Genomic DNA, 20,656 nt, shown 5'->3' with positions numbered 1-20,656 from the left:
AATCACCCCTGTTGTAGTTCAGTAATTAATTGATTCAAATCTTGAAAGGTATAAGTTGGTTGTATTTCTTTTTGTTCAAGTTCTTCTATAGTCGTGACTCCTGTTTGCACATGAATCGTATCTATACCTATATTGATGCCTGACATAATATCAGTATCGTATAAATCTCCGATCATAGCCACATCGTGTTTATCTAGACCTATAGTTTCCATAGCTTTATGCATAATAATAGGTTCTGGTTTCCCTACGAATACAGGGTCAACACCTGTAGAAACACTTACAACGCTTGTGATTGCCCCGTTCCCAGGCATAAAGCCACGCTCTTTAGGAATAGCTACATCTTTATTCGTTGAAATAAACTTTGCGCCTTTACGAACAGCTAAAGTAGCTATAGCTAACTTCTCATATGTAACCGCCTCATCTAAGCCAATAACAACATAATCGACGTTTTCATTATCTTTGATACTTAAACCTTTTTCCGTTAATGCTTGAAAGAGCCCACTCCCGCCAATCATAAAAACGGTAGCTCCAGGGTGCTGATCCGAAATAAATTCAGCAGTTGCTAACGCTGAGGTGATCACTTCCTCGCCCGTTGCACTAACTCCCATCTTATGAAGTTTCTTCACTACTTCTTCAGGCTCTTTAGTAGAATTATTAGTTACAAATAAGTGGGGTATATGTTGAGATTTAAGATATTCTATGAATTGAGGCGCACCATCTATTTCTTGTTCACCTTGGTACATAGTACCATCTAAATCAATCAGGTACCCTTTATAGGCTTTCATCTAGATTCCTCCTTTCTCACTTACCAAAGGCTGTAATAGGTACATTTTCATTTTTTAAGAAATTAAGTACTTCTTGCACGAAATCTTGATAAACTGGTACAGCTTTATCGAATAAAGGGATAAGCGCCTCTGTATCTAATTCATCGTATTGATGCACAAATTGTTTACGTTCTCTTACCGTTTCATTCACGGTTTGTTGAGTCTCCTTAGAAATGACACCTTCAAGTTCTAGAATATCTATCACATCTTGGTAGTTACCAGGATCTCTTAAAATAAATCCATCGATAATCATATTCCCTATATCTACTGATGATTCGATCAGCATTTGCGCTATACGTTCAAATGCGTATCGATTCGTTTTGTTTTCATCATAATCGTCAGTAAGTTGTTGTAAATAATTTAATTTTTCTTGTAATTGTTGTTTATTAACGAAATACATTTTTCCACCTCTAAAACGATCTATTTGAAACAAACAGTAATTAGCATTACTCTATTGTATTTTATCATAATTTCAAAGAGGTCTTCATGTGCAACGTTAAACAATGCCCTTCACGTATTGGCATATCTTTTTTAACCTTTCGACACTTTCTTATCTCATAATGAACTCTGTTCGGTTCAGTGTTAAAATATAACTTAACGATGATTGTTAACTACAATTTAAAAAAATAAGTACGAATTAAAGGATGAGATAAGTGTATGATTGAAATGTATTTATACGACGATGATGAATCAGCTCAAGTCCAATTTGTTGGCTTCGTAGGTGAGGAAAGTCGGTATGACCTAATGATGATTCAAACCGACCGTCATTATGGTAAAACTATAGTTCTCAATATGCAGAATAATAGATATGGGTTGGTTGGTACTGATGATTTAGAGGAAGAAGGATACATTGCATATGCCCTAGGCGTAAGTGAAGCTGAAGGAGAAGAAATCACTGAATATCTTCAACAAGTTATTCAATAACTTCGCTCCCCTATAATAAGAGCGGTTGCTAAATTCGGCATGACACCTTAATGAATTTAGCAACCGCTCTTATTTTATAAATTTTTGACGCATCTATCGCACTTAATCTTGAATCGATGGCTTTATCTTAACGTCTTTTAATTTATCTTCGACTAGATCAAACTCATATGAATCGTCGTCAATTAAACTTCTATCATTTAGTTCTTTATCAGAAAGACGTCTAAGAATAAAGTAAGGACAACCAAAGTTACAGTATTCTAAGAGATAGTCTTGAATAGTCGAAAATCGTTTACTCATATCTACTTTTTTATTCATATCTTTGTAGAACCCTTTGAGTCTTAATTGCTCGTATCCAATGTCACCTACAATGAAATCATACTTATCAAGAATTTCAGAATAACGTTGACCAAATTGTTCTTCATCAAATGCATCACGATACTCTTCAATCAGTTCGAAGTGCTTATCATCCAGTTTAATCATAATGTCTAACCTATCCTTTAGTGTATACATGTGTTCTTAACGCTTATTATAACAATAACAGAGACGAAGACAAGAACGCTTTAATATTAAAGAAGATAATTTTAAATCCTCCATCAATAGCGAGGTGGGACATGAACCTCTAATCACACATGGTCCTTTCGTAAAATATGATAAATGAGAATTTAGGTTGAGAGGATTTAACTGCGCGCATTAACCATACATTTTCAAACCAGAAAAATAAAAAAATCTACAAACTAAGCACTTGTTATCGAACTCGTTTGACTGTTAAAGGTTACTTTAGAGTTCAGCAAACATGGGTTCGTGGACGGAATGGAGTAAAGTGAAACGTAGGTTGTCACCTGAGAGCTTTAAATTTAAGCATATGAGCAACACGTTTGTAAAATCCAAACAAAAAACTTCGAGATTTCTCGTCAACTTATACGAAAACCTCGAAGCTTTTCAAGTTACTGATATATAACTTTACTACTATCTATATAAATGGTTTGAATTCAAAATGATACGTGATGGGGTATAACTACCTATATCCAAGTTAGATTTCTGTCCCGCTCCCGCTTATTTATTAAGTTGCTCTTCACCAATACGTTGTCTTTCTTTAGCCGCTTCGTTAACTTGTTCGTCTGCGTGATAAGAACTACGTACTAACGGACCAGCTTGGCAGTGTTTAAATCCTTTTTCTAAGGCTACTTTTCTTAACTTACCAAACTCTAAAGGTGTATAGTACTTTTCAACTTTTAAGTGTTTACGTGATGGTTGTAAATATTGACCAATAGTTAGAATGTCGACGTCATTAGCACGTAAGTCATCCATCGTTTCGTAGATTTCTTCATACGTTTCACCCAAGCCAAGCATGAAACTAGATTTGGTAGGAATGTCTGGTTGTAGTTCTTTTGAACGTCTTAAGAATTCAAGTGTACGGTCATAAGTAGCACGAGCACGTACTCTTGGCGTTAAACGTCTCACCGTTTCAATATTGTGGTTCAAGATGTCGGGCTTAGACGCCATTAACGTTTCAAGCGCTTCATAATCACCGCCCATATCTGACGGTAAGATTTCAATAGTCGTATATGGATTGCGTTCCCTAACTTTACGTACTGTTTCAGCGTATACATTTGAACCTTGGTCACGTAAGTCATCGCGCGCAACCGCTGTGATTACTACGTGCTTTAAGTTCATAAGTTCCACTGATTCAGCTACACGTTCTGGTTCACCAAGGTCAAGCTCATTAGGCAATCCTGTCTTCACTGCACAGAAACGACAAGCACGTGTACAAACTGCACCTAAAATCATGAATGTAGCAGTACGACGTGCTCCCCAACATTCATGAATATTAGGACATTTCGCTTCCTCACACACCGTGTGAAGATTCTTTTCACGCATCATTTTTTTCAAACCAGTATAATTCTCATTTGTATTCAGCTTAATCTTCAACCAATCCGGCTTACGTAAGATTTCCTCATTTTTAGTAGCCATATCAACCTACACCCTCCTGTATAGTTCTCCTAACTATTATAACGAATATAAACATAAATGAAAACGCATTAGCGCCTATCAACAATAGATTCATTAACTATTAAGATATTTTTATCTTTAATAACTAAATTAAATGTCTGTATCTCTCATTAATTTCTCTTTAAAAATATCACGTAAAAATTCCGGCATGATATATTCAATAGCTTCACCTTTCAACATTGGAAAGTAACGCCCAAAGGTATACATATCTATCGTACCAAGTGAGTATGTCTCATCGTCATCGATTTCTTCTCCATCAATAAAGAAGCGTTCTTCTGATTCAATATAACCTATATTATATAGCACGTAGCCACCAAAGATATCGCCGCGAAAACCAAGACCCTGAGCATGCTCATGTAGATATTCTTGTTTTTGACTTTTTAATATTACAGACTTTAAGACGCTACCCTTAAGTCGTATACGCACAGCATTAATAGGATGGGGTAACATTTGATGTACATCGTATTCAGTGACTTCGTTGGCGCTCAGATCTTTCACTATAAGACCAGCGTTTATAATACTACCTTGTGTATGAGTGAATTCCATTACACTTTCAGCAAGAATGTAGGCCGACTTTGAAATACGATCTGTCGTCCGCGGCAAATGTATTGGATGTTTGATAACCGAAGTATTCATCAATGCTTTACCTTCATCAATAAAATGAGTCTCCACCTCTGGTAAATCATCTACCGGATGTAAAGTAGCACATTTACGCACCACTCGTTTGTCATTAATCTCTAACGTCACTTCGCCTAAGTAATGACCATACTTACCCGCAGCAGCCATCAACACCCCGTTCTGCTCTTCTCCTTCTTCAAAATAATGATGCGTGTGACTGCCCAATATGAGATCTATTTCAGGTAATTCTTGACACAATTTTTCATCAAAGAAAATACCTACGTGACTCATAACAATCAATACATCATATTGACCTTGATGTGATAATATTTCATCCTTAATTGCCTCTAATGGGTCAGTAACCACCCAATCTAGCGCTCTATAAAAAGGAGTGAATGGCGCTGTTGCAGCTACAAATAAGAATCGTACCCCTTCAATTTCAAGGAAGTAAGACGACGTTAAATTTCTCGGAAGATGTCCCCTTTCGTCGTACACATTTGCACAAGTTACCGGAAATTGAGCGTTATCATATAACCGGTTAAGTGCCTCATGAGAAATGGTCATCCCTTCATTATTACCAATCGTAGCGAGATCACAACGCGCTTTATTCAATAATTCAACATTCTTTAAACCTTCTGTTGCTTCTGTCAAAGGCAATGATAGATCGACATGATCTCCGAGATCTAAGTAAAGTGACGCGTGGTTTAGCTTAGGTCGATGTTCAGCCATATAAGCACTTATGCGCGCGTACTCATGTAGATGACTGTGAATATCATTCGTATGATATAAAGTCAATTTCATTAAATTATTCTCTCCTTTTTATAAGAAAGATTTGATTATTAAATAAGCACCCATGATGAGTAATACAGTTCTTAACAGCAAGACGACCGTATCTGATTTAACCGCCCGATTGATTTTCACACCTAGTCGCGCTCCTAAATAACTTGAAATAATGAGCACAATTGAATAGCTCCAAGCTACATGGCCTTGTGCTACATGGCCTATAGAACTCGTCAAACTTGAAAAGAATATCATGAGCATACTGGTCCCAACTGCAACATGTGGTGGGAATCTGAATACGAGTAACATCAGTGGCGTCATCAATGCACCACCGCCAATGCCAAACAATCCCGTGAGTATACCGATTAATAAAGTTACAACAAAGGCAAATAATGGAGCTACGTAATAGTGATAAGTATGGCCGTCGTTATCAGTATATTCACGCCGATATTTTTCCTTACTAAAAATCTTTATAGGCTTAATCTTATTACGAATAATTAGCAATATAGCTACAAATATTAGAAATATCCCAAAGTACAAGTTGAATGAGTGAAGGGTTAGATATCGACTTAAAATGGCGCCGATTAAAGAGCCGGGCACTAAACCAAAGAGAAAGACTGAACCGTTCTTAAAATCAACTTGTTTCGCTTTCATGTAGCCGATAGTTGATGAAAGCCCAGTTACAATTAAGATGATTGAAGATGTTCCTATTGCAATTTGAGGCGTGATACCTTTAAGTAAGTGGTGATCCACGCCTAAATAGATTAAAGTAGGCACGATGATGATTCCGCCACCAATACCTACTAAAGAGCCAAGAATAGCCGACAAAGCGCCAATCAATATGAGACAAATAATCGTTAACATTAAATCGCTCCTCAGAATAATGATAATTGCTGCGGTGCTAAACCTTCATATTCTATACCTAGTATTTCTTGAAACTGTTGGGCGTTCTGAGCAGCATGTCCGCCTGAATTATTATTGAATACTACATAAACTTTTTTCGTTTTCTGTTCTAAAATCTTAACCTTTTGGGCTAGTCCTTTCAATTCCTCAGTACTGTAGTTATATAAATAGCGGACCTCCCGCCATGATCGGTCAGTCATATCTTGCTTTGTCCAACCATGAACATTTCTTCCATGATAGCGAACTAACGCTATATCTTGAGTGACGCGGTTAACTAGAGGAATACAGCCTTGACCTACTTGTGGCTCGTCACAAACCGAATGAATAATTGAGTTGTGAGTTAGAAAGTTGAGCGTATCTTCTTTGAAGTCTGAGCTAAACCAAGATTGGTGTCTAAACTCAACACACATGGGCAGGCCTTTGAGCTGTTCACGCACATAGCGAACGTAATTTATGTTTTGCACTGAACATTCGAACCATGGAGGAAACTGAACGAGCACCATCGCTAATTTATCTGCTTGAATTAAAGGAGATAACATTGTCTTAAACTCATCAAACAGTTCCTGACGTGTGGTCGCAAATTCTTGATAATCTGCATGCAACGTTAACGCTTGATGACTTTTAACCACAAACTTAAATCTTTGAGGTGTCTCTTTGATCCACTTTTGAATATTACGTTCAGGTTGCACTGCATAGTATGTAGCGTCAAGTTCTACTACTGGAAAATGGCTAGCATATGTCTTCAATTTATCAGTAGAACGTTGTACATCTTCATATAATGAATGGTGGTCTCCCCAACCTGTAAGTCCGATTTCTATCATCATTATCACCATACTTATCATACCATATGACCTTTAGCTGGTTCATTTATACCAACCTTGATCATCTTTAAAGTTTTGTAAATTAAATTCTGCAACTGAGCTTCATATTTTTTCGAGGACGGGGTAAAGTCCTTTAGTGTTTAAGCAGAAGCAAACGATGAGCAAAGTGGTTTCCCAATTTGTGTGAATCGTGAGCATTTCTGCAGAAGATTCTGCGTCTAGAACGTTGTTAATCGTTTCTCAGAGCACAGAAGCTTAATATCTCAACCTCGAAGTTGGCGAGATAAACGTAACTTAATTCGACTGCATTATACGGTTTATGCAGCTGAGCTTCATAGTAAATGCGTACAGTGCAATTTCTATAACCTATACTCCTTATCATTCAAGTATCTTACGTGCTTCAGCAATAATTTGGTCAACCAACTCAGAAGCGCGTTTCGATTGAGCAAGACGTGGGGTTTGACCGCACCATAGATGAGTGAATTGCTCATCTCCACGCTGTGCTGACGCCTTACGTATCGCTGTAGTCAACTGATTTTGTATTGGATATTCTGGTATGCGCCCATCAAATTGATTTAAATAAGATACAAATTGATTACTGATACCTCGAGCCATTTTACCACTATAAACATGTGTTATTACAGTTTGAGTTTCGTCGCTTTGTAATATTGACGCTTTCTTAAGTTGAGAGGCACCGCTTTCATCAGTAGTTAAAAATGCAGTTCCCAACTGCACTGCAGAGGCACCAAGAGCTAACCCTGCGACCAGTCCTCGTCCATCCATTATCCCTCCTGCTGCAATAACTGGAACTTCGACTTGATCTACAATTTGAGGTACTAGAGACATTGTGCCTATTAAAGGTGTATGACCTTGCTCATTAACTGTAAATGAGCCTCGATGACCTCCTGCTTCACTCCCTTGAGCAACTATAATATCTATACCTGCACTTTCTAACGCAGTAGCCTCTTCTACAGAAGTAGCTGTGCCGATCAATGTAATACCATTGCTCTTTAATCTCTTTATAATATGTTGATTAGGTATTCCAAAAGTAAAGGACACTACGGGCACGTGCATTTGAACAACGAGTTCAATAGCACCGTTGAAGTTGTCTTCTTCTTTAGTCATATCTACTTCTGGTCGAGCGACATCATATTCTTCTCTTAAAGGTTGCAGGTATTCTTGCATCTTATTAACGTCGTCAGAGCTATAACGAGCATCTGCGGGTACAAACAAGTTAACTGCAAAGTCTAAATCGGTAAGCTCCTGTACTTGAGTGATTTCCTCTGCAAGCTGATCAGGTGACATGTATCCAGCGCCTATCATCCCTAGTCCACCTTTATTGCTCACAGTTGCTACCAGTTCTGGGGTCGTACTTCCCGCCATCCCTGCTTGGATGATGGGATATTTAATATTTAATTGATGTGTCAAAGCAGTTTCAAGTTTCATCATTAACCTCCGTTGATTGTATTATTTAGTTTTTAAAGGATTGGACACTTTCTTTAATGTTTCTCGTTCTTGTTGATCCATCTCATCTTCTATTTCCATACCTAACATATCTTCAATTAAATCTTCATGAGATATAATTGCTTCAGTACCTCCGTACTCGTCTAATACGATGGCTAAATGCTTACGCATAATTGTCATTTTCCGCAATGCCCATTCGGCTCGATTGTGTTCATTCACAAATAGTGGTTCCGAAGTGAAATCAAGCAGTGTTTTATCCCGATTACGACTCCAAGCTAACAAATATTTTGAATGAAAGACGCCTACGATATGATCTATATCCCCTTTATATACTGGATAGCGCGTATAAGGATTAGAGACCACTGTTTCATATACTTCATCATAACTCGCTTCAGTTGAAAAAGCGGTAACGTTAATCCGCGGAGTAGTATTAATATCAGTGATCTTAAGTTTCCCGAAGTCCATGGCACCCTGTATGCGATTAAGTTCCATTTCATTAAAAGCACCTTCACTTCCGGCAATAGTGACCATTTGTCGAATTTCTTCTTTCGAATATCGTCTCTCTTCCGTGCCACCTTTAGCTAGCAAATGATTAATTCCATCAGTAAGTGCATTGAGAAGTTTCGTAATAGGCTTAAAGATAAAAACGAAGAAGCGGATAGGCGTAAAGACAAGTTGAGCAATTCGATCTGGATAGGTAGCAGCTATAGATTTAGGGATGACCTCCGAAATAATGATAATGGCAATTGTAGTTACCGCTGTAGCAATCCCTAGATTAAGTCCCAATTGGACAGCGAGCATAGTAACTAAAGTAGGTAGTATAATATTAGCTATATTATTACCAATTAAGATAGTAGTGATAAATTCACTCGGTTTATTTAATAATTCCGACAGTTTCCTCGCTTTGCTATCACCCTTCTGAGCTGCTGTCTGTATCTTCATTCGATTCGCAGCAGTCAATGCGGTCTCACTACCGGAGAAGAAAAACGACGCAAAAAGCAAGATGATTATCGATATAATCATGTATTCAAAACCCCTTTGAATAATATCTCTCTAAACGAATCTTACCAGTTATATTATAAACTATAGCAGTAAACTGAACAGCGTATCTACCTACTCGCTTTCATTCTCTATTAACATTTATACAAATATAATATAACTCGCCTTTTGAGTTCCTCTCTTCTTTAGATATAAGAGAAGTAATGAGACTTTTTAGAACAACTTTTTAAGTCCTACTAGAACGTGTTATCTACAGAAGTGTTATCTACAGAAGTTTTATATACAGAGGCCCTATGTAACATGTCCTGCTCACGATAATTATCTCCGCCCTCATCATTCTATACCTGTCACAGAAAAGATATAATACACTTTTGCTACGTTGAGATTGACTAGACTAAGCTTTAGCTCAGATCTCACCCTGTTACAACTCAAGCTTTTCAGTTCATTTATGAATGTACTCATCTCAGTAGACATTTTAAAGGGAGCGGGACAGAAATCTAATTTGAATAAAAAGATTTCTGTCCCGCTCCCAAATTGGTATCCGTCGTGCTTATTTATTAATCAAAATGATTTATATCAGTAGTTAATATTAATCGATAGAACCTTCCATTTCCGTTAAATTTATGTTTTTTACATTTCTTATATCTCCAAACCACCTTCAACATAACGTTATTGGCGTTATATTAATATAAAAAAATACATTTTGACATAAAATAGTATCAGTGATACCGAAGCAACTCACTTATTCCTTTAAGCGCACTTTCGCATATTCATATAATGCTACTCCTTTTTCAAAACTTAAGTTTTCAAGTTTCCTTTCGCCTCTACGTATACGCCTAATAGAAGATGCATCTACGCAAGTTGCTTTTTCTATTTCTGTTGCACTTATATTTGAGTTAATTAATTTTTTCACCATTTTGATAATCATAATATTAGTGAACCGTTTTATCGTTTATTTTATTAAAAAATAGGCTGCAACACCCAATACAATAATACCTATTGCATAATTTAAAAAAGTTCTAATTCTTATCTTAGTTAGATTCGACATTGTTATCACCTCATTTTATAATAAAATGGAATTGTATTAACTTTCCAACCCATATTTTAGTATTAAAACTCCTATGCGGTAATTTCGGAATATTCTGCTTTCAGTTTCTATAATCTATCTTCTTTTTTTCTTTCTATTCTAAACGGTTCACTGTTTCTAACCTCTCTTTCCTACGCTTATTATTATACATGACAACTATCTTTTTAACACTTTTATACTAATTTATTTTTACTAATTCTCTTAATTTTAAAGTGACTAACCCTTCATTATTATATTTTGCAACGCTTGATTATGCGTCTCTACTTTCTGTAGAAATACTTCTGCTTTCTTTATATATCCGTTTTCAAAAATAGTTCATTTCTACATGTGTGTCGTGGAACATCTTCATTACCAACGCATCATATAATTCATTCATTTGATTGTCACTTAACGGTGGTTTATCAATTTTATTTTAGTATGGCTTTAAAGTTGTGATCAATTATGCTGAAACATTTTGGGTTACGTATTGAGCCTTGATGATAATTACTTTATATTTGGTGGAATAGAACCTAAACACTTTATTCATCTGCATACAAGTCGTAAACAAGTTTTCCAAATTAAAATATACTAACATTATAGCATTCTAGCACATCATATTTAGCTGATAATGTTGATGATATGTTTGACTTGAAATCGTTAATACTTACCTCACAAATAACGGAAACGATAAAAAATATATAATCATCAATATACGCAAAAAAGCACGACGCAACACCGACATTCGAGGCTGGGACATAATGTAATGTCTCAGCCTCTTGGCAGTAGATGACTGATTTGAAAAGCGCTTGTATCAAGCTTTTTCAATTCTAGTCATCCTTGCCGGGACGGGACAGAAATCTAATTTGAATAAAAAGATTTCTGTCCCGCTCCCAAATTGGTATCCGTCGTGCTTATTTATTAAGCAAAATGAATTATATCAGTAGTTAATATTAACCGATAGAACCTTCCATTTCGAATTTAATTAAACGGTTCATCTCTACTGCGTATTCCATTGGAAGTTCTTTAGTAAATGGTTCAATGAAGCCCATAACAATCATTTCTGTTGCTTCTTCTTCAGAAATACCGCGACTCATAAGATAGAATAATTGTTCTTCAGATACTTTAGAAACTTTTGCTTCGTGTTCTAATGAAATATTGTCATTAAACACTTCATTGTATGGAATAGTATCTGATGTTGACTCGTTATCGAGAATTAATGTGTCACATTCGATATTAGAACGTGCGCCTTTAGCTTTACGTCCAAAGTGGACAATACCACGATAAATAACTTTACCGCCGTTTTTAGAGATTGATTTAGAAACGATAGTTGATGAAGTATCAGGTGCTTTATGAATCATCTTAGCACCTGCATCTTGTACTTGACCTTTACCTGCGAATGCGATCGATAAAGTGCTTCCTTTCGCACCACGACCATTAAGTACGCAGTTTGGATATTTCATTGTTAGTTTAGAACCTAAGTTGCCGTCTACCCATTCCATGTTACCATTCTCATGAACCATCGTACGTTTCGTAACTAAGTTATAAACATTGTTAGCCCAGTTTTGAATAGTAGTATAACGAACATGCGCATCTTTATGCACGATGATTTCGACTACTGCAGAGTGAAGTGAACTTGTTGAATAAACTGGAGCTGTACATCCTTCAACGTAGTTAACTGACGCACCTTCATCAGCGATGATTAACGTACGTTCAAATTGGCCCATATTCTCTGAGTTGATGCGGAAGTACGCTTGTAAAGGTGTATCTAACTTAACATTTTTAGGCACATATATGAATGAACCTCCAGACCAAACTGCTGAGTTAAGTGCTGAGAATTTGTTATCTGCTGCAGGTACAACAGATGCGAAATACTCTTTAAATAAGTCTTCATGTTCTTTAAGTGCAGTATCTGTGTCCTTGAAGATAATACCTTTTTCTTCAAGCTCTTTTTCCATATTGTGATAAACTACTTCTGATTCGTACTGAGCAGAAACACCGGCTAAATATTTTTGTTCTGCTTCAGGAATACCCAACTTATCAAACGTACGTTTAATTTCTTCAGGAACTTCATCCCAAGAGCGCTGAGTTCGCTCTGATGGTTTAACATAATAAGTGATATCATCAAAGTCGAGCTCTGATAAGTCTCCGCCCCATTGAGGCATCGGCATTTTATAGAACTGTTTTAATGCTTTTAATCTGAAATTAAGCATCCATTCAGGTTCTTCTTTCATCTTAGAAATTTCTTTTACAACGTTTTCTGTTAAACCGCGTTCTGATCTAAAGATTGAAACGTCTTTCTCATGGAAACCATATTGGTACTCGCCCACATCTGGTGCTTTCTTAGCCATGAATATCACTCCTTTTATATTATAGGTGACTATTACTTTACGAGATCTATATTAACTGTTATTGACTTCGCTATTAAACATCATCTTGTTGTTACTATCTAGTGTGAATGGAATATTACACATTGTCAACGGCTAGAGACTTCTCTATTACTCAGTATTCCCCTCTTTTTCTACAGTGCCTTTTTCAAGCGCTTTCCAAGCTAATGTTGCACATTTTATTCTAGCTGGGAATTGGGAAACACCTTGTAGCGCCTCAATATCGCCCATTTCTTCAGTAATTTCGTAATCTTCGCCAAGCATCATCTTGGTAAATTCTTGACTCATGCGCATAGCATCAGCTAAACTTTGTCCTTTCACTGCTTCAGTCATCATTGAAGCACTAGACATTGAGATTGAACAACCTTCGCCGTTGAATTTCGCATCTTTAATCACGCCATCTTGAATATCAAACGTGAGATGAATTCGATCTCCACACGTCGGATTATTCATATCTACAGTCATAGATCCATCTTCAACAGTTCCCTTATTGCGTGGGTTCTTGTAATGATCCATAATTACTGAACGATATAACTGATCAAGATTATTAAAATTCATCTGAGAAAAACTCCTTCGTTTGCTTCAATGCGCGCACAAGTTGATCCACATCTTCTTTATTATTATAGATATAGAAACTTGCACGAGCAGTTGAAGATTGGTTTAACCATTTCATCAACGGTTGCGCACAATGATGGCCAGCGCGAACTGCTACGCCTTCCGTATCGACAGCTGTAGCTACATCATGTGGATGAATATCATTGAAGTTAAAGGTAATAACGCCAGCACGACGATCTTTTGGCGGACCGTATATTTCCAGCCCCTCAATCTCAGACATCTTATCATATGCATATTCAGTCAACGCTTTCTCATGTTGATGAATAGCATCGAAGCCTAATTCCTCTAAATACTTAATTGCAGCTGCCAGACCGATAACCTCGGCTATCGGAGGTGTGCCAGCTTCAAACTTCGTTGGTAAATCGGCCCATGAAGCGTCATATTTACTAACGAAGTCTATCATATCGCCGCCGTATTCAGTAGGTTCCATATCTTGCAGTAATTCTCTTCTACCATACAAGACACCGATACCAGTAGGGCCAAGCATCTTGTGACCACTAAAACTAAAGAAATCAACATTTAAATCTTGAACGTCTATTTGCATATGTGGTGCAGACTGTGCCCCATCTACAGTAATGATTGCATCATGTGCATGGGCAACTTCAGCAATAGCTTTCACATCGTTAATCGTACCAAGTACATTTGAAACATGCGTAATAGCTACTATCTTAGTATTATCCGTTATCGTCTCTTTAACCGCATCAAGAGTGATTTCTCCTTCATCCGTCATCGGAATGAATTTGAGATTAGCTCGTTTACGCTTAGCCAGTTCTTGCCAAGGAACGATATTCGCGTGGTGCTCCATTTCAGTCACTACGATATCATCGCCCTCTTCAACATTAGCGTCACCATAACTGCGTGCCACAAGATTAATTGCGGATGTTGTGCCACGTGTAAATACAATTTCCTCAAAGTATTTTGCGTGAATAAAGCGTCTAACTACCTCTCGAGCATTCTCATAACTATCGGTAGCTAATGCACCTAGCGTGTGCACGCCACGATGGACATTAGAGTTATATTTCTCATAGTACTCAGACATAGCGCTAATAACTTGAGATGGAGATTGACTTGTCGCGCTCGTATCTAAATAGGCTAAGCGTTTGCCATTTACTTGTTGATTTATAATAGGAAAGTCTTTAATTATTTCATTCACATTTAGTTCTTCGGTCATTCTTATTCACAGACCTTTCTTTATAGAATCATAAATTGAAACTATATGCTTTAAGCTAGGGGCTGGGACATAATGTAATGTCTCAGCCTCTTTCAGCATCTTGGCAGTAGATGACTGATTTGAAAACGCGCTTGTATCAAGCTTTTTTCAATTCTAGTCATCCTTGCCGGGGCGGGACTACAAAATCTTTTATTCAAATTAGATTTCTGTCCCGTTCCCTGTAATCGTCAAATCATATAACATTTTAACAGCTAGAATATACATGCTTCGTTCTACTTTAGTATGCCCTCTGCAGTAACTAGGCTGTAGCTAGCTGAATGCTATAATGCAGTAGTAAATAGTTTCAGAAATCTAGTTAGGCATGCCGTGATGACAACATGAGCAGCTCGATTTCTGTTCAATCGCAATTTACTTATTAACTTTAAGTTCAATCACTTCACGTAATTGTCGTTTAACATCTTCAATTGGTAGCTCTCTCACTACCGGGTCTAAGAAACCATGGATTACTAAACGTTCAGCTTCATGACGTGAGATACCACGACTCATGAGATAATAAAGTTGTTCAGGATCTACCCGTCCTACTGAAGCTGCGTGACCAGCTTCCACATCATCTTCATCAATGAGCAAGATTGGGTTAGCATCTCCGCGTGCTTTGTCGGATAACATTAACACACGAGATTCTTGGTTCGCAATCGACTTCGTACCGCCGTGCTTAATGTAGCCAACACCGTTAAATACTGTAGATGCATTCTCACGCATAACGCCATGTTTTAAGATGTAGCCATCCGTTTCCTTACCATATTGAACTATCTTAGATGTTAAATTCACTTTTTGGTCACCAGTACCAACTACTACGGATTTCAATTCACTAGTAGAACGGTCACCAATCAAGTTAGTAGTATTATCAATAATTTGACTTCCGTTGTTCATTAAACCTAAAGCCCAGTTGATTGAAGCATCTGCATCTGCATGTCCGCGACGAATAATGTGACTAGTGAAACCTTTATCCAGATAATCTACTGAACCGTAAGTGATATTTGAATTAGCTCCTGCTATGACTTCTGAAATAATATTAACTTGATTGTCATTGCCTTCAGAATTTGATAGATAGTTCTCTACGTAAGTGACTTCTGCGCTCTCTTCCGTAGCGATGATCACATGGTTGTAAAAGCTCGCTTTCTCATCGTCATGAAGCACCACATATTGAATAGGGTGTTCTACCACAACATTCTTCGGCACGTATACAAATAGCCCGCCATTGATCAATGCTGTGTGTAAAGCTGTTAAACGATGTTCATCAACCTTAACCGCTTCAGTCATTAAATATTTTTTAACTAAATCTGGATGGTTTACTAATGCTTCACTTAGGCCTTCTACAATCACTCCATCCTTTTGCGCTGATTCAGAAAGTCGAGTGAAAGCAGTAGAATTATTGTGTTGAATCACTAAGTTTTCAGATCTATCTACATCGATAATTTGTTTGATTGATTCCGGAAATTCTTCCAACGTTTCATAAACGCCACCTGTAGTTTCATGCTGCTGGAATGAATCGAAATCCCATCGTTTAATTTTCGTCTTATCTGGTTTAGGCATTTCTAAAGTCTCAGTTAATTGCAACGCTTCTTTACGTAAATCTGTCATCCAAGAAGGTTCATTATGGGCTTGTGAGTAGTCAACAAGTTGCGCTTCAGAAATGTTTAATGTTTCAGTCGTCATACTTTTTTCCTCCCATTTGATGATTAATCGATTTGTCATCTGTAGTCATCTTTGACTTTACTTTAAATTATTCTGTAGCACCAAACTCTTCTTTGACCCATTCATAGCCTTCTTCTTCTAATCGTTTTGCTAGTTCAGGTCCGCCTGTCTTAACGATCTTACCACCGTACATCACGTGAACTTGATCCGGTGTAATGTAGTTTAATAAACGTTGATAGTGAGTAATAATGAGTGAACCGAACTCGTCACCGCGCATTTCGTTAATGCCTTTAGACACTACTTTTAAAGCGTCGATATCTAGGCCTGAGTCAATTTCGTCAAGAATAGCGAATTTAGGTTGTAACATCATAAGTTGTAAGATTTCATTACGCTTCTTCTCACCGCCAGAGAAACCTTCATTGAGGTAACGTTGAGCCATGTTTTGATCGATGTCTAAGAAATCCATCTCTTTATCTAATTTTTTAATAAACTGCATTAAATTAATTTCATCGCCTTCTTCACGCTTTGCATTAATAGCAGAACGCATAAAGTCCGCATTAGTTACGCCGGTAATTTCAGATGGATATTGCATAGCTAAGAATAAACCTGCTTTAGCACGTTCATCTACTTCTAATTCTAATACGTTCTCGCCATCTAATAATACTTCACCTTGAGTTACTTCGTATGCAGGGTGACCCATAATTGCAGATGATAAAGTTGATTTACCAGTACCATTTGGTCCCATTACTGCGTGTATTTCGCCCGCGTTAATTGTAAGATTTACACCTTTTAATATTTCTTTATCTTCTATAGACACATGTAGGTCTTTAATTTCTAATGTTGATGGCATACATATTCCCTCCGTAATATATAATATGTTTTCTCGCCTAGTTTAAAATAATTTTAATTTGCCGTCAAAACACTAAGCCTTTGTTTCACCCATTTATTATAACGCAGTTTCAAACCAATATAAACCATTCGGCGCCGTAAATTGAAATTATTATAAAGAAGTTATAACTACTAATAAAATTGGCAGAAGATTGACAACTGATAATAGAAAGCGCTTTGTTCTCAATACAAATAATGAAACTTCTCATCACAATTTCATTCTTCTACATTCTGGTTAACTTGAGATTTAAAGCACTCCCAATTACAATTTTTCATTAACTTTTAGGCCATTATTAACTTAATTTCATACGGTAGTTCTTAAAGGGAAATTGATTTATAAGTTTCTACGGATAGTACGGATCCGGGCAGTGCCAGTAGAAGACCGAGGCTTAGACGACACAGCTAATAATACGAAGTATGGAATAATAAGAAGAGGCTGGGACATCATGTAATGTCTCAGCCTCTTTCAGCATCTTGGCAGTAGATGACTGATTTGAAAATGCGCTTGTATCAAGCTTTTTTCAATTCTAGTCATCCTTGCCGGGGCGGGACTACGAAATCTATTTATTCAAATTAGATTTCTGTCCCGCTCCCTTCTTTTGGGATTTATGTCCAGATTCTTTTAAAGATTCTAAACGTTATTTAGCTGGTACAACTGCACCATCATATTTTTTATTAATAAAGTCTTTAATTTCTTTAGATTGTAATGCCTTCATTAATTCTTTAACCTTTTTATCATCTTTATGTCCTTTTTGAACTGCTACTAAGTTAGAATATGGGTTATTTTCAGGTTTTTCTAAAGCAATAGAATCTTTTTTAGGACTTAATTTTTGATCGATGGCAAAGTTAGAATTAATAATTACCGCGTCTGCATCTTGATTTTGATAGATCTTTGGAAGATATTCAGCTGATTGTTGGTGATTAAATTTTAAATGCTTTTTATTTTCAGTAATATCTTTAAATGTAGCGTCTTGAATTTTAACGCCTTTTTTCAATTTAATTAACCCTTCGTCAACAAAGAACTTCAAGAAACGTCCTTGTTCAGCTGGATTGTTTGAAACGTAAATTATCGCACCATCTGGTAAATCTTTTAACTTTTTGTATTTTTTAGAGTACACTGCCATCGGTTCTAAGTGGACATCACCAGCAGATTCGATTTTATAACCTTTATCTTCACTTTCTTTTTTCAAATAAGGTGTATGTTGGAAGAAGTTAGCATCGATTTCACCTTTATCTAATAATTTATTAGGTGTCGTGTAATCGTTAATTTTCTTAATTTTTAGATCATAGCCTTTCTTCTCTAAAATCGGTTTTGCTTTTTCTAATATTTCAGCATGGGGTGCTGGCGAAGCACCTACAGTAATTGTCTTGTCGTCTTTTTTACCACACGCGGCTAAAGCGAGCGTTACAACAGCTATTAATACTAACGATAGAATTTTCTTCATGTTCTAATCTCCTTTTTAATTTATCTTTTATCAATTTTATTTGTTAACCAATCCCCAATGAATTGGATAATAAATACTATAATTAAGATGAAAACAGTAGATACTAAAATGACATCATTCTGATTTCGAGTAAAACCAGTAAGGTAAGCTAAATTACCTAAACCACCTGCACCAATCACGCCTGCTATAGCGGTTGAACCAACTAGCGCTATAGCAGTGACAGTAATGCCTGAGACGAGAGCTGGCAGTGCTTCAGGTAGCAAAACTTTACGTACCACTGTTAACGTACTAGCCCCCATTGACCAAGCCGCTTCAATAACGCCTTTATCAATTTCCTTAAATCCGATCTCAACTAATCGCGCATAGAACGGTGCTGATCCAATTATTAAAGCTGGCAGCGCTCCAGTCGGTCCACTTATCGTTCCCAACACTAAACTTGTAAACGGAATTAATATCAGAATAAGTATAATGAAAGGAATCGCTCTAAATAAGTTAACTATAAATGAGACAATACTATAGAATACGCGTGCAAGTGGAGAGCTACTTCTAGCTGATAAGAAGAGAAGTATGCCAAGTATTAAGCCGAGTATAAATGCAAAGATCGTCGACACTATAGTCATATAGAGCGTTTCAACAGTAGCAACCCATACTTCTGTCCAGTCTACGTTTGGCATCGTGGCCATTTCATGAAGGATTTCGCTCAATGATTTACCCATGTCGTATCACCTCCACTTGAATTCCACGCTGCTCTAAGTCACTAATAAAGTTATCGAAATCATCCGTGTTCAAGTCAGCTAAATGAATGATTAGAAAGCCTAGTGCGCCCTGTTGCGTATGTCTAACGCTTGCTTCTAAAATGTTAACGTCGATGTTAAGCGTGCGTGTTATGTAAGAAACGACTGGCTCAGTAGTAGCTGAACCGGTAAATGTGAGTTTAATGACATAGTCATTATCTTTAATATCAACATACTCATCTATAGGTCCCTCAACCTCATCATTTAAGTCATCTTTAACGAAGCGACGCGTCACTTCATGTTGAGGATTTTCAAAGACCTCCGCAACATTGCCCTGCTCAATCACTTTACCATTCTCCATTACCGCAACCTCATCACAAATTCTACGTATGACCTGCATCTCATGGGTGATAATAACTATAGTTAAATCACGTTCTTTTTTAATTTTTACCAGTAAATCTAGGATTTCATCCGTAGTTTGAGGATCAAGTGCACTCGTAGCTTCATCACATAGCAGAACACTTGGCTCATTCGCTAACGCTCTCGCAATACCTACACGTTGTTTCTGCCCTCCTGAGAGCTCTGAAGGATAGGCATTCTCTTTCCCCTCTAAACCTACGAGCTTCACTAAGTCAAGCGCTCTTGCTTTGGCACTCTGTCTGCGAACGCCTGCAATTTCAAGAGGGAACATAATATTTTGTAATACAGTTCTAGACCACAATAAGTTAAAATGCTGAAAGACCATACTAACCTTTTGACGCTTACGTCTTAAGTGAACTCTAGATAGTTCACCCATATTTTCACCATCAATGATAACGTCCCCAGACGTAGGCACTTCTAAATAGTTGAGCAAACGAACTAAAGTACTTTTCCCAGCTCCAGAAAAACCAATAATGCCAAAAATTTTGCCAGAAGCTATATCTAAATTGACATGATCGACCGCTGTGACGTCCAGCTTGTTAGTCTTATATTGCTTTACTAGCTCTCTTATCTCTATCATCTTCATCCCTCCTTTTATGAGTGTAGAGAAATAAGTAATTACTTCGTTGATCAATAGAGTTTATTGCTCATTTACCTTAGTAAACTTCGCTGCTTCCCTCTTTTGATCGCCTCGTTCTTCCTTGTTTCTCTATCCTCATATGTTTCTAGTAGAGAAATAAGCAATTACTTCGTTGATCAATAGAGTTCATTGCTCATTTACCTTAGTAAACTTCGCTGCTTCCCTCTTTTGATCGCCTCGTTCTTCCTTGTTTCTCTATCCTCATATGTTTCTAGTAGAGAAATAAGCAATTACTTCGTTGATCAATAGAGTTCA

19 protein-coding genes are annotated in these 20,656 nt (G+C 37.1%); 1 reads left to right on the top strand and 18 read right to left on the bottom strand.

Annotated features, from left to right (window positions below):
- Positions 1 to 2 precede the first annotated feature (2 nt).
- Together nucF and hepT are read right to left on the bottom strand one after the other, a co-directional pair.
- Positions 3 to 785: a 5' nucleotidase NucF gene (nucF, locus tag N9R04_RS04480; protein ID WP_262855349.1), complete on the bottom strand. Its 783-nt coding sequence runs from the start codon at positions 783 to 785 to the stop codon at positions 3 to 5.
- 16 nt (positions 786 to 801) lie between these two features.
- Entirely contained in the window at positions 802 to 1,224 is a 423-nt protein-coding gene (gene hepT, locus N9R04_RS04475; RefSeq protein ID WP_262855348.1) for a type VII toxin-antitoxin system HepT family RNase toxin, read from the bottom strand.
- 257 nt (positions 1,225 to 1,481) lie between these two features.
- Between hepT and N9R04_RS04470 the strand changes: the two genes are divergently transcribed.
- Positions 1,482 to 1,748 carry a DUF3055 domain-containing protein gene (locus N9R04_RS04470; RefSeq protein ID WP_262855347.1) on the top strand — a complete coding sequence of 89 codons (267 nt, stop codon included), beginning with the start codon at positions 1,482 to 1,484 and terminating at the stop codon, positions 1,746 to 1,748.
- 102 nt (positions 1,749 to 1,850) lie between these two features.
- Here the strand turns inward: N9R04_RS04470 and N9R04_RS04465 are convergent, their stop codons facing one another.
- The 16 genes from N9R04_RS04465 to N9R04_RS04390 all read right to left on the bottom strand — a co-directional run bounded on the left by N9R04_RS04465 (position 1,851) and on the right by N9R04_RS04390 (position 20,341).
- On the bottom strand, positions 1,851 to 2,228 hold the full coding sequence (locus N9R04_RS04465) for a YutD family protein (protein ID WP_262855471.1): 378 nt from the start codon (positions 2,226 to 2,228) through the stop codon (positions 1,851 to 1,853).
- 573 nt (positions 2,229 to 2,801) lie between these two features.
- Complete coding sequence (lipA, locus tag N9R04_RS04460) at positions 2,802 to 3,719, bottom strand: lipoyl synthase (RefSeq protein WP_262855346.1); 918 nt, start codon at positions 3,717 to 3,719, stop codon at positions 2,802 to 2,804.
- 129 nt (positions 3,720 to 3,848) lie between these two features.
- Positions 3,849 to 5,177: a bifunctional metallophosphatase/5'-nucleotidase gene (locus tag N9R04_RS04455; RefSeq protein ID WP_262855345.1), complete on the bottom strand. Its 1,329-nt coding sequence runs from the start codon at positions 5,175 to 5,177 to the stop codon at positions 3,849 to 3,851.
- An 18-nt stretch (positions 5,178 to 5,195) separates the two neighbouring features.
- Positions 5,196 to 6,020, bottom strand: coding sequence for a sulfite exporter TauE/SafE family protein (locus N9R04_RS04450; RefSeq protein WP_262855344.1), 825 nt, complete (start codon positions 6,018 to 6,020; stop codon positions 5,196 to 5,198).
- Positions 6,021 to 6,031: 11 nt separating this feature from the next.
- Entirely contained in the window at positions 6,032 to 6,880 is an 849-nt protein-coding gene (locus N9R04_RS04445) for a DUF72 domain-containing protein (protein ID WP_262855470.1), read from the bottom strand.
- A gap of 378 nt (positions 6,881 to 7,258) precedes the next feature.
- A complete protein-coding gene (locus tag N9R04_RS04440; RefSeq protein WP_262855343.1) occupies positions 7,259 to 8,326 on the bottom strand; it encodes an NAD(P)H-dependent flavin oxidoreductase in 1,068 nt (355 codons plus the stop codon).
- A 21-nt stretch (positions 8,327 to 8,347) separates the two neighbouring features.
- Positions 8,348 to 9,367: a hemolysin family protein gene (locus tag N9R04_RS04435; RefSeq protein ID WP_262855342.1), complete on the bottom strand. Its 1,020-nt coding sequence runs from the start codon at positions 9,365 to 9,367 to the stop codon at positions 8,348 to 8,350.
- A 718-nt stretch (positions 9,368 to 10,085) separates the two neighbouring features.
- A complete protein-coding gene (locus tag N9R04_RS04430) occupies positions 10,086 to 10,259 on the bottom strand; it encodes an XRE family transcriptional regulator (protein WP_262855341.1) in 174 nt (57 codons plus the stop codon).
- Between the two features lie 1,100 nt (positions 10,260 to 11,359).
- On the bottom strand, positions 11,360 to 12,757 hold the full coding sequence (gene sufB / locus N9R04_RS04425; protein ID WP_262855340.1) for a Fe-S cluster assembly protein SufB: 1,398 nt from the start codon (positions 12,755 to 12,757) through the stop codon (positions 11,360 to 11,362).
- Positions 12,758 to 12,904: 147 nt separating this feature from the next.
- Positions 12,905 to 13,351, bottom strand: a complete 447-nt coding sequence (sufU, locus tag N9R04_RS04420) for a Fe-S cluster assembly sulfur transfer protein SufU (protein WP_262855339.1) — start codon at positions 13,349 to 13,351, stop codon at positions 12,905 to 12,907.
- The gene (locus N9R04_RS04415) at positions 13,341 to 14,579 is read right to left on the bottom strand and encodes a cysteine desulfurase (RefSeq protein ID WP_262855338.1); all 1,239 of its coding nucleotides are present in this window, start codon (positions 14,577 to 14,579) and stop codon (positions 13,341 to 13,343) included. Before N9R04_RS04415 ends, sufU begins: the two co-directional genes overlap by 11 nt.
- A gap of 408 nt (positions 14,580 to 14,987) precedes the next feature.
- Complete coding sequence (gene sufD, locus N9R04_RS04410; RefSeq protein WP_262855337.1) at positions 14,988 to 16,295, bottom strand: Fe-S cluster assembly protein SufD; 1,308 nt, start codon at positions 16,293 to 16,295, stop codon at positions 14,988 to 14,990.
- A 67-nt stretch (positions 16,296 to 16,362) separates the two neighbouring features.
- Positions 16,363 to 17,124, bottom strand: a complete 762-nt coding sequence (gene sufC, locus N9R04_RS04405) for a Fe-S cluster assembly ATPase SufC (protein ID WP_262855336.1) — start codon at positions 17,122 to 17,124, stop codon at positions 16,363 to 16,365.
- Positions 17,125 to 17,800: 676 nt separating this feature from the next.
- Positions 17,801 to 18,607: a MetQ/NlpA family ABC transporter substrate-binding protein gene (locus N9R04_RS04400; RefSeq protein ID WP_262855335.1), complete on the bottom strand. Its 807-nt coding sequence runs from the start codon at positions 18,605 to 18,607 to the stop codon at positions 17,801 to 17,803.
- Positions 18,608 to 18,627: 20 nt separating this feature from the next.
- A complete protein-coding gene (locus tag N9R04_RS04395; RefSeq protein ID WP_262855334.1) occupies positions 18,628 to 19,323 on the bottom strand; it encodes a methionine ABC transporter permease in 696 nt (231 codons plus the stop codon).
- Positions 19,316 to 20,341 carry a methionine ABC transporter ATP-binding protein gene (locus tag N9R04_RS04390; RefSeq protein ID WP_262855333.1) on the bottom strand — a complete coding sequence of 342 codons (1,026 nt, stop codon included), beginning with the start codon at positions 20,339 to 20,341 and terminating at the stop codon, positions 19,316 to 19,318. Before N9R04_RS04390 ends, N9R04_RS04395 begins: the two co-directional genes overlap by 8 nt.
- Positions 20,342 to 20,656 lie beyond the last annotated feature (315 nt).

The organism is Staphylococcus marylandisciuri (genome assembly GCF_025519785.1).
Taxonomy (GTDB): Bacteria; Bacillota; Bacilli; order Staphylococcales; family Staphylococcaceae; genus Staphylococcus; species Staphylococcus marylandisciuri.
This window is presented reverse-complemented; position numbering and strand designations above follow the sequence as displayed.

Bases quoted from the DNA above. Each gene is read 5' to 3' on its own strand.
- N9R04_RS04445 (WP_262855470.1), bottom strand. From the start codon at position 6,880: ATGATAGAAATCGGACTTACAGGTTGGGGAGACCACCATTCATTATAT.
- sufU (WP_262855339.1), bottom strand. From the start codon at position 13,351: ATGAATTTTAATAATCTTGATCAGTTATATCGTTCAGTAATTATGGAT.
- N9R04_RS04390 (WP_262855333.1), bottom strand. From the start codon at position 20,341: ATGATAGAGATAAGAGAGCTAGTAAAGCAATATAAGACTAACAAGCTG.
- sufC (WP_262855336.1), bottom strand. From the start codon at position 17,124: ATGCCATCAACATTAGAAATTAAAGACCTACATGTGTCTATAGAAGAT.
- N9R04_RS04470 (WP_262855347.1), top strand. From the start codon at position 1,482: ATGATTGAAATGTATTTATACGACGATGATGAATCAGCTCAAGTCCAA.
- sufB (WP_262855340.1), bottom strand. From the start codon at position 12,757: ATGGCTAAGAAAGCACCAGATGTGGGCGAGTACCAATATGGTTTCCAT.
- lipA (WP_262855346.1), bottom strand. From the start codon at position 3,719: ATGGCTACTAAAAATGAGGAAATCTTACGTAAGCCGGATTGGTTGAAG.
- N9R04_RS04400 (WP_262855335.1), bottom strand. From the start codon at position 18,607: ATGAAGAAAATTCTATCGTTAGTATTAATAGCTGTTGTAACGCTCGCT.
- N9R04_RS04395 (WP_262855334.1), bottom strand. From the start codon at position 19,323: ATGGGTAAATCATTGAGCGAAATCCTTCATGAAATGGCCACGATGCCA.
- hepT (WP_262855348.1), bottom strand. From the start codon at position 1,224: ATGTATTTCGTTAATAAACAACAATTACAAGAAAAATTAAATTATTTA.
- N9R04_RS04440 (WP_262855343.1), bottom strand. From the start codon at position 8,326: ATGAAACTTGAAACTGCTTTGACACATCAATTAAATATTAAATATCCC.
- N9R04_RS04455 (WP_262855345.1), bottom strand. From the start codon at position 5,177: ATGAAATTGACTTTATATCATACGAATGATATTCACAGTCATCTACAT.
- nucF (WP_262855349.1), bottom strand. From the start codon at position 785: ATGAAAGCCTATAAAGGGTACCTGATTGATTTAGATGGTACTATGTAC.
- N9R04_RS04465 (WP_262855471.1), bottom strand. From the start codon at position 2,228: ATGATTAAACTGGATGATAAGCACTTCGAACTGATTGAAGAGTATCGT.
- N9R04_RS04430 (WP_262855341.1), bottom strand. From the start codon at position 10,259: ATGGTGAAAAAATTAATTAACTCAAATATAAGTGCAACAGAAATAGAA.
- N9R04_RS04415 (WP_262855338.1), bottom strand. From the start codon at position 14,579: ATGACCGAAGAACTAAATGTGAATGAAATAATTAAAGACTTTCCTATT.
- N9R04_RS04435 (WP_262855342.1), bottom strand. From the start codon at position 9,367: ATGATTATATCGATAATCATCTTGCTTTTTGCGTCGTTTTTCTTCTCC.
- N9R04_RS04450 (WP_262855344.1), bottom strand. From the start codon at position 6,020: ATGTTAACGATTATTTGTCTCATATTGATTGGCGCTTTGTCGGCTATT.
- sufD (WP_262855337.1), bottom strand. From the start codon at position 16,295: ATGACGACTGAAACATTAAACATTTCTGAAGCGCAACTTGTTGACTAC.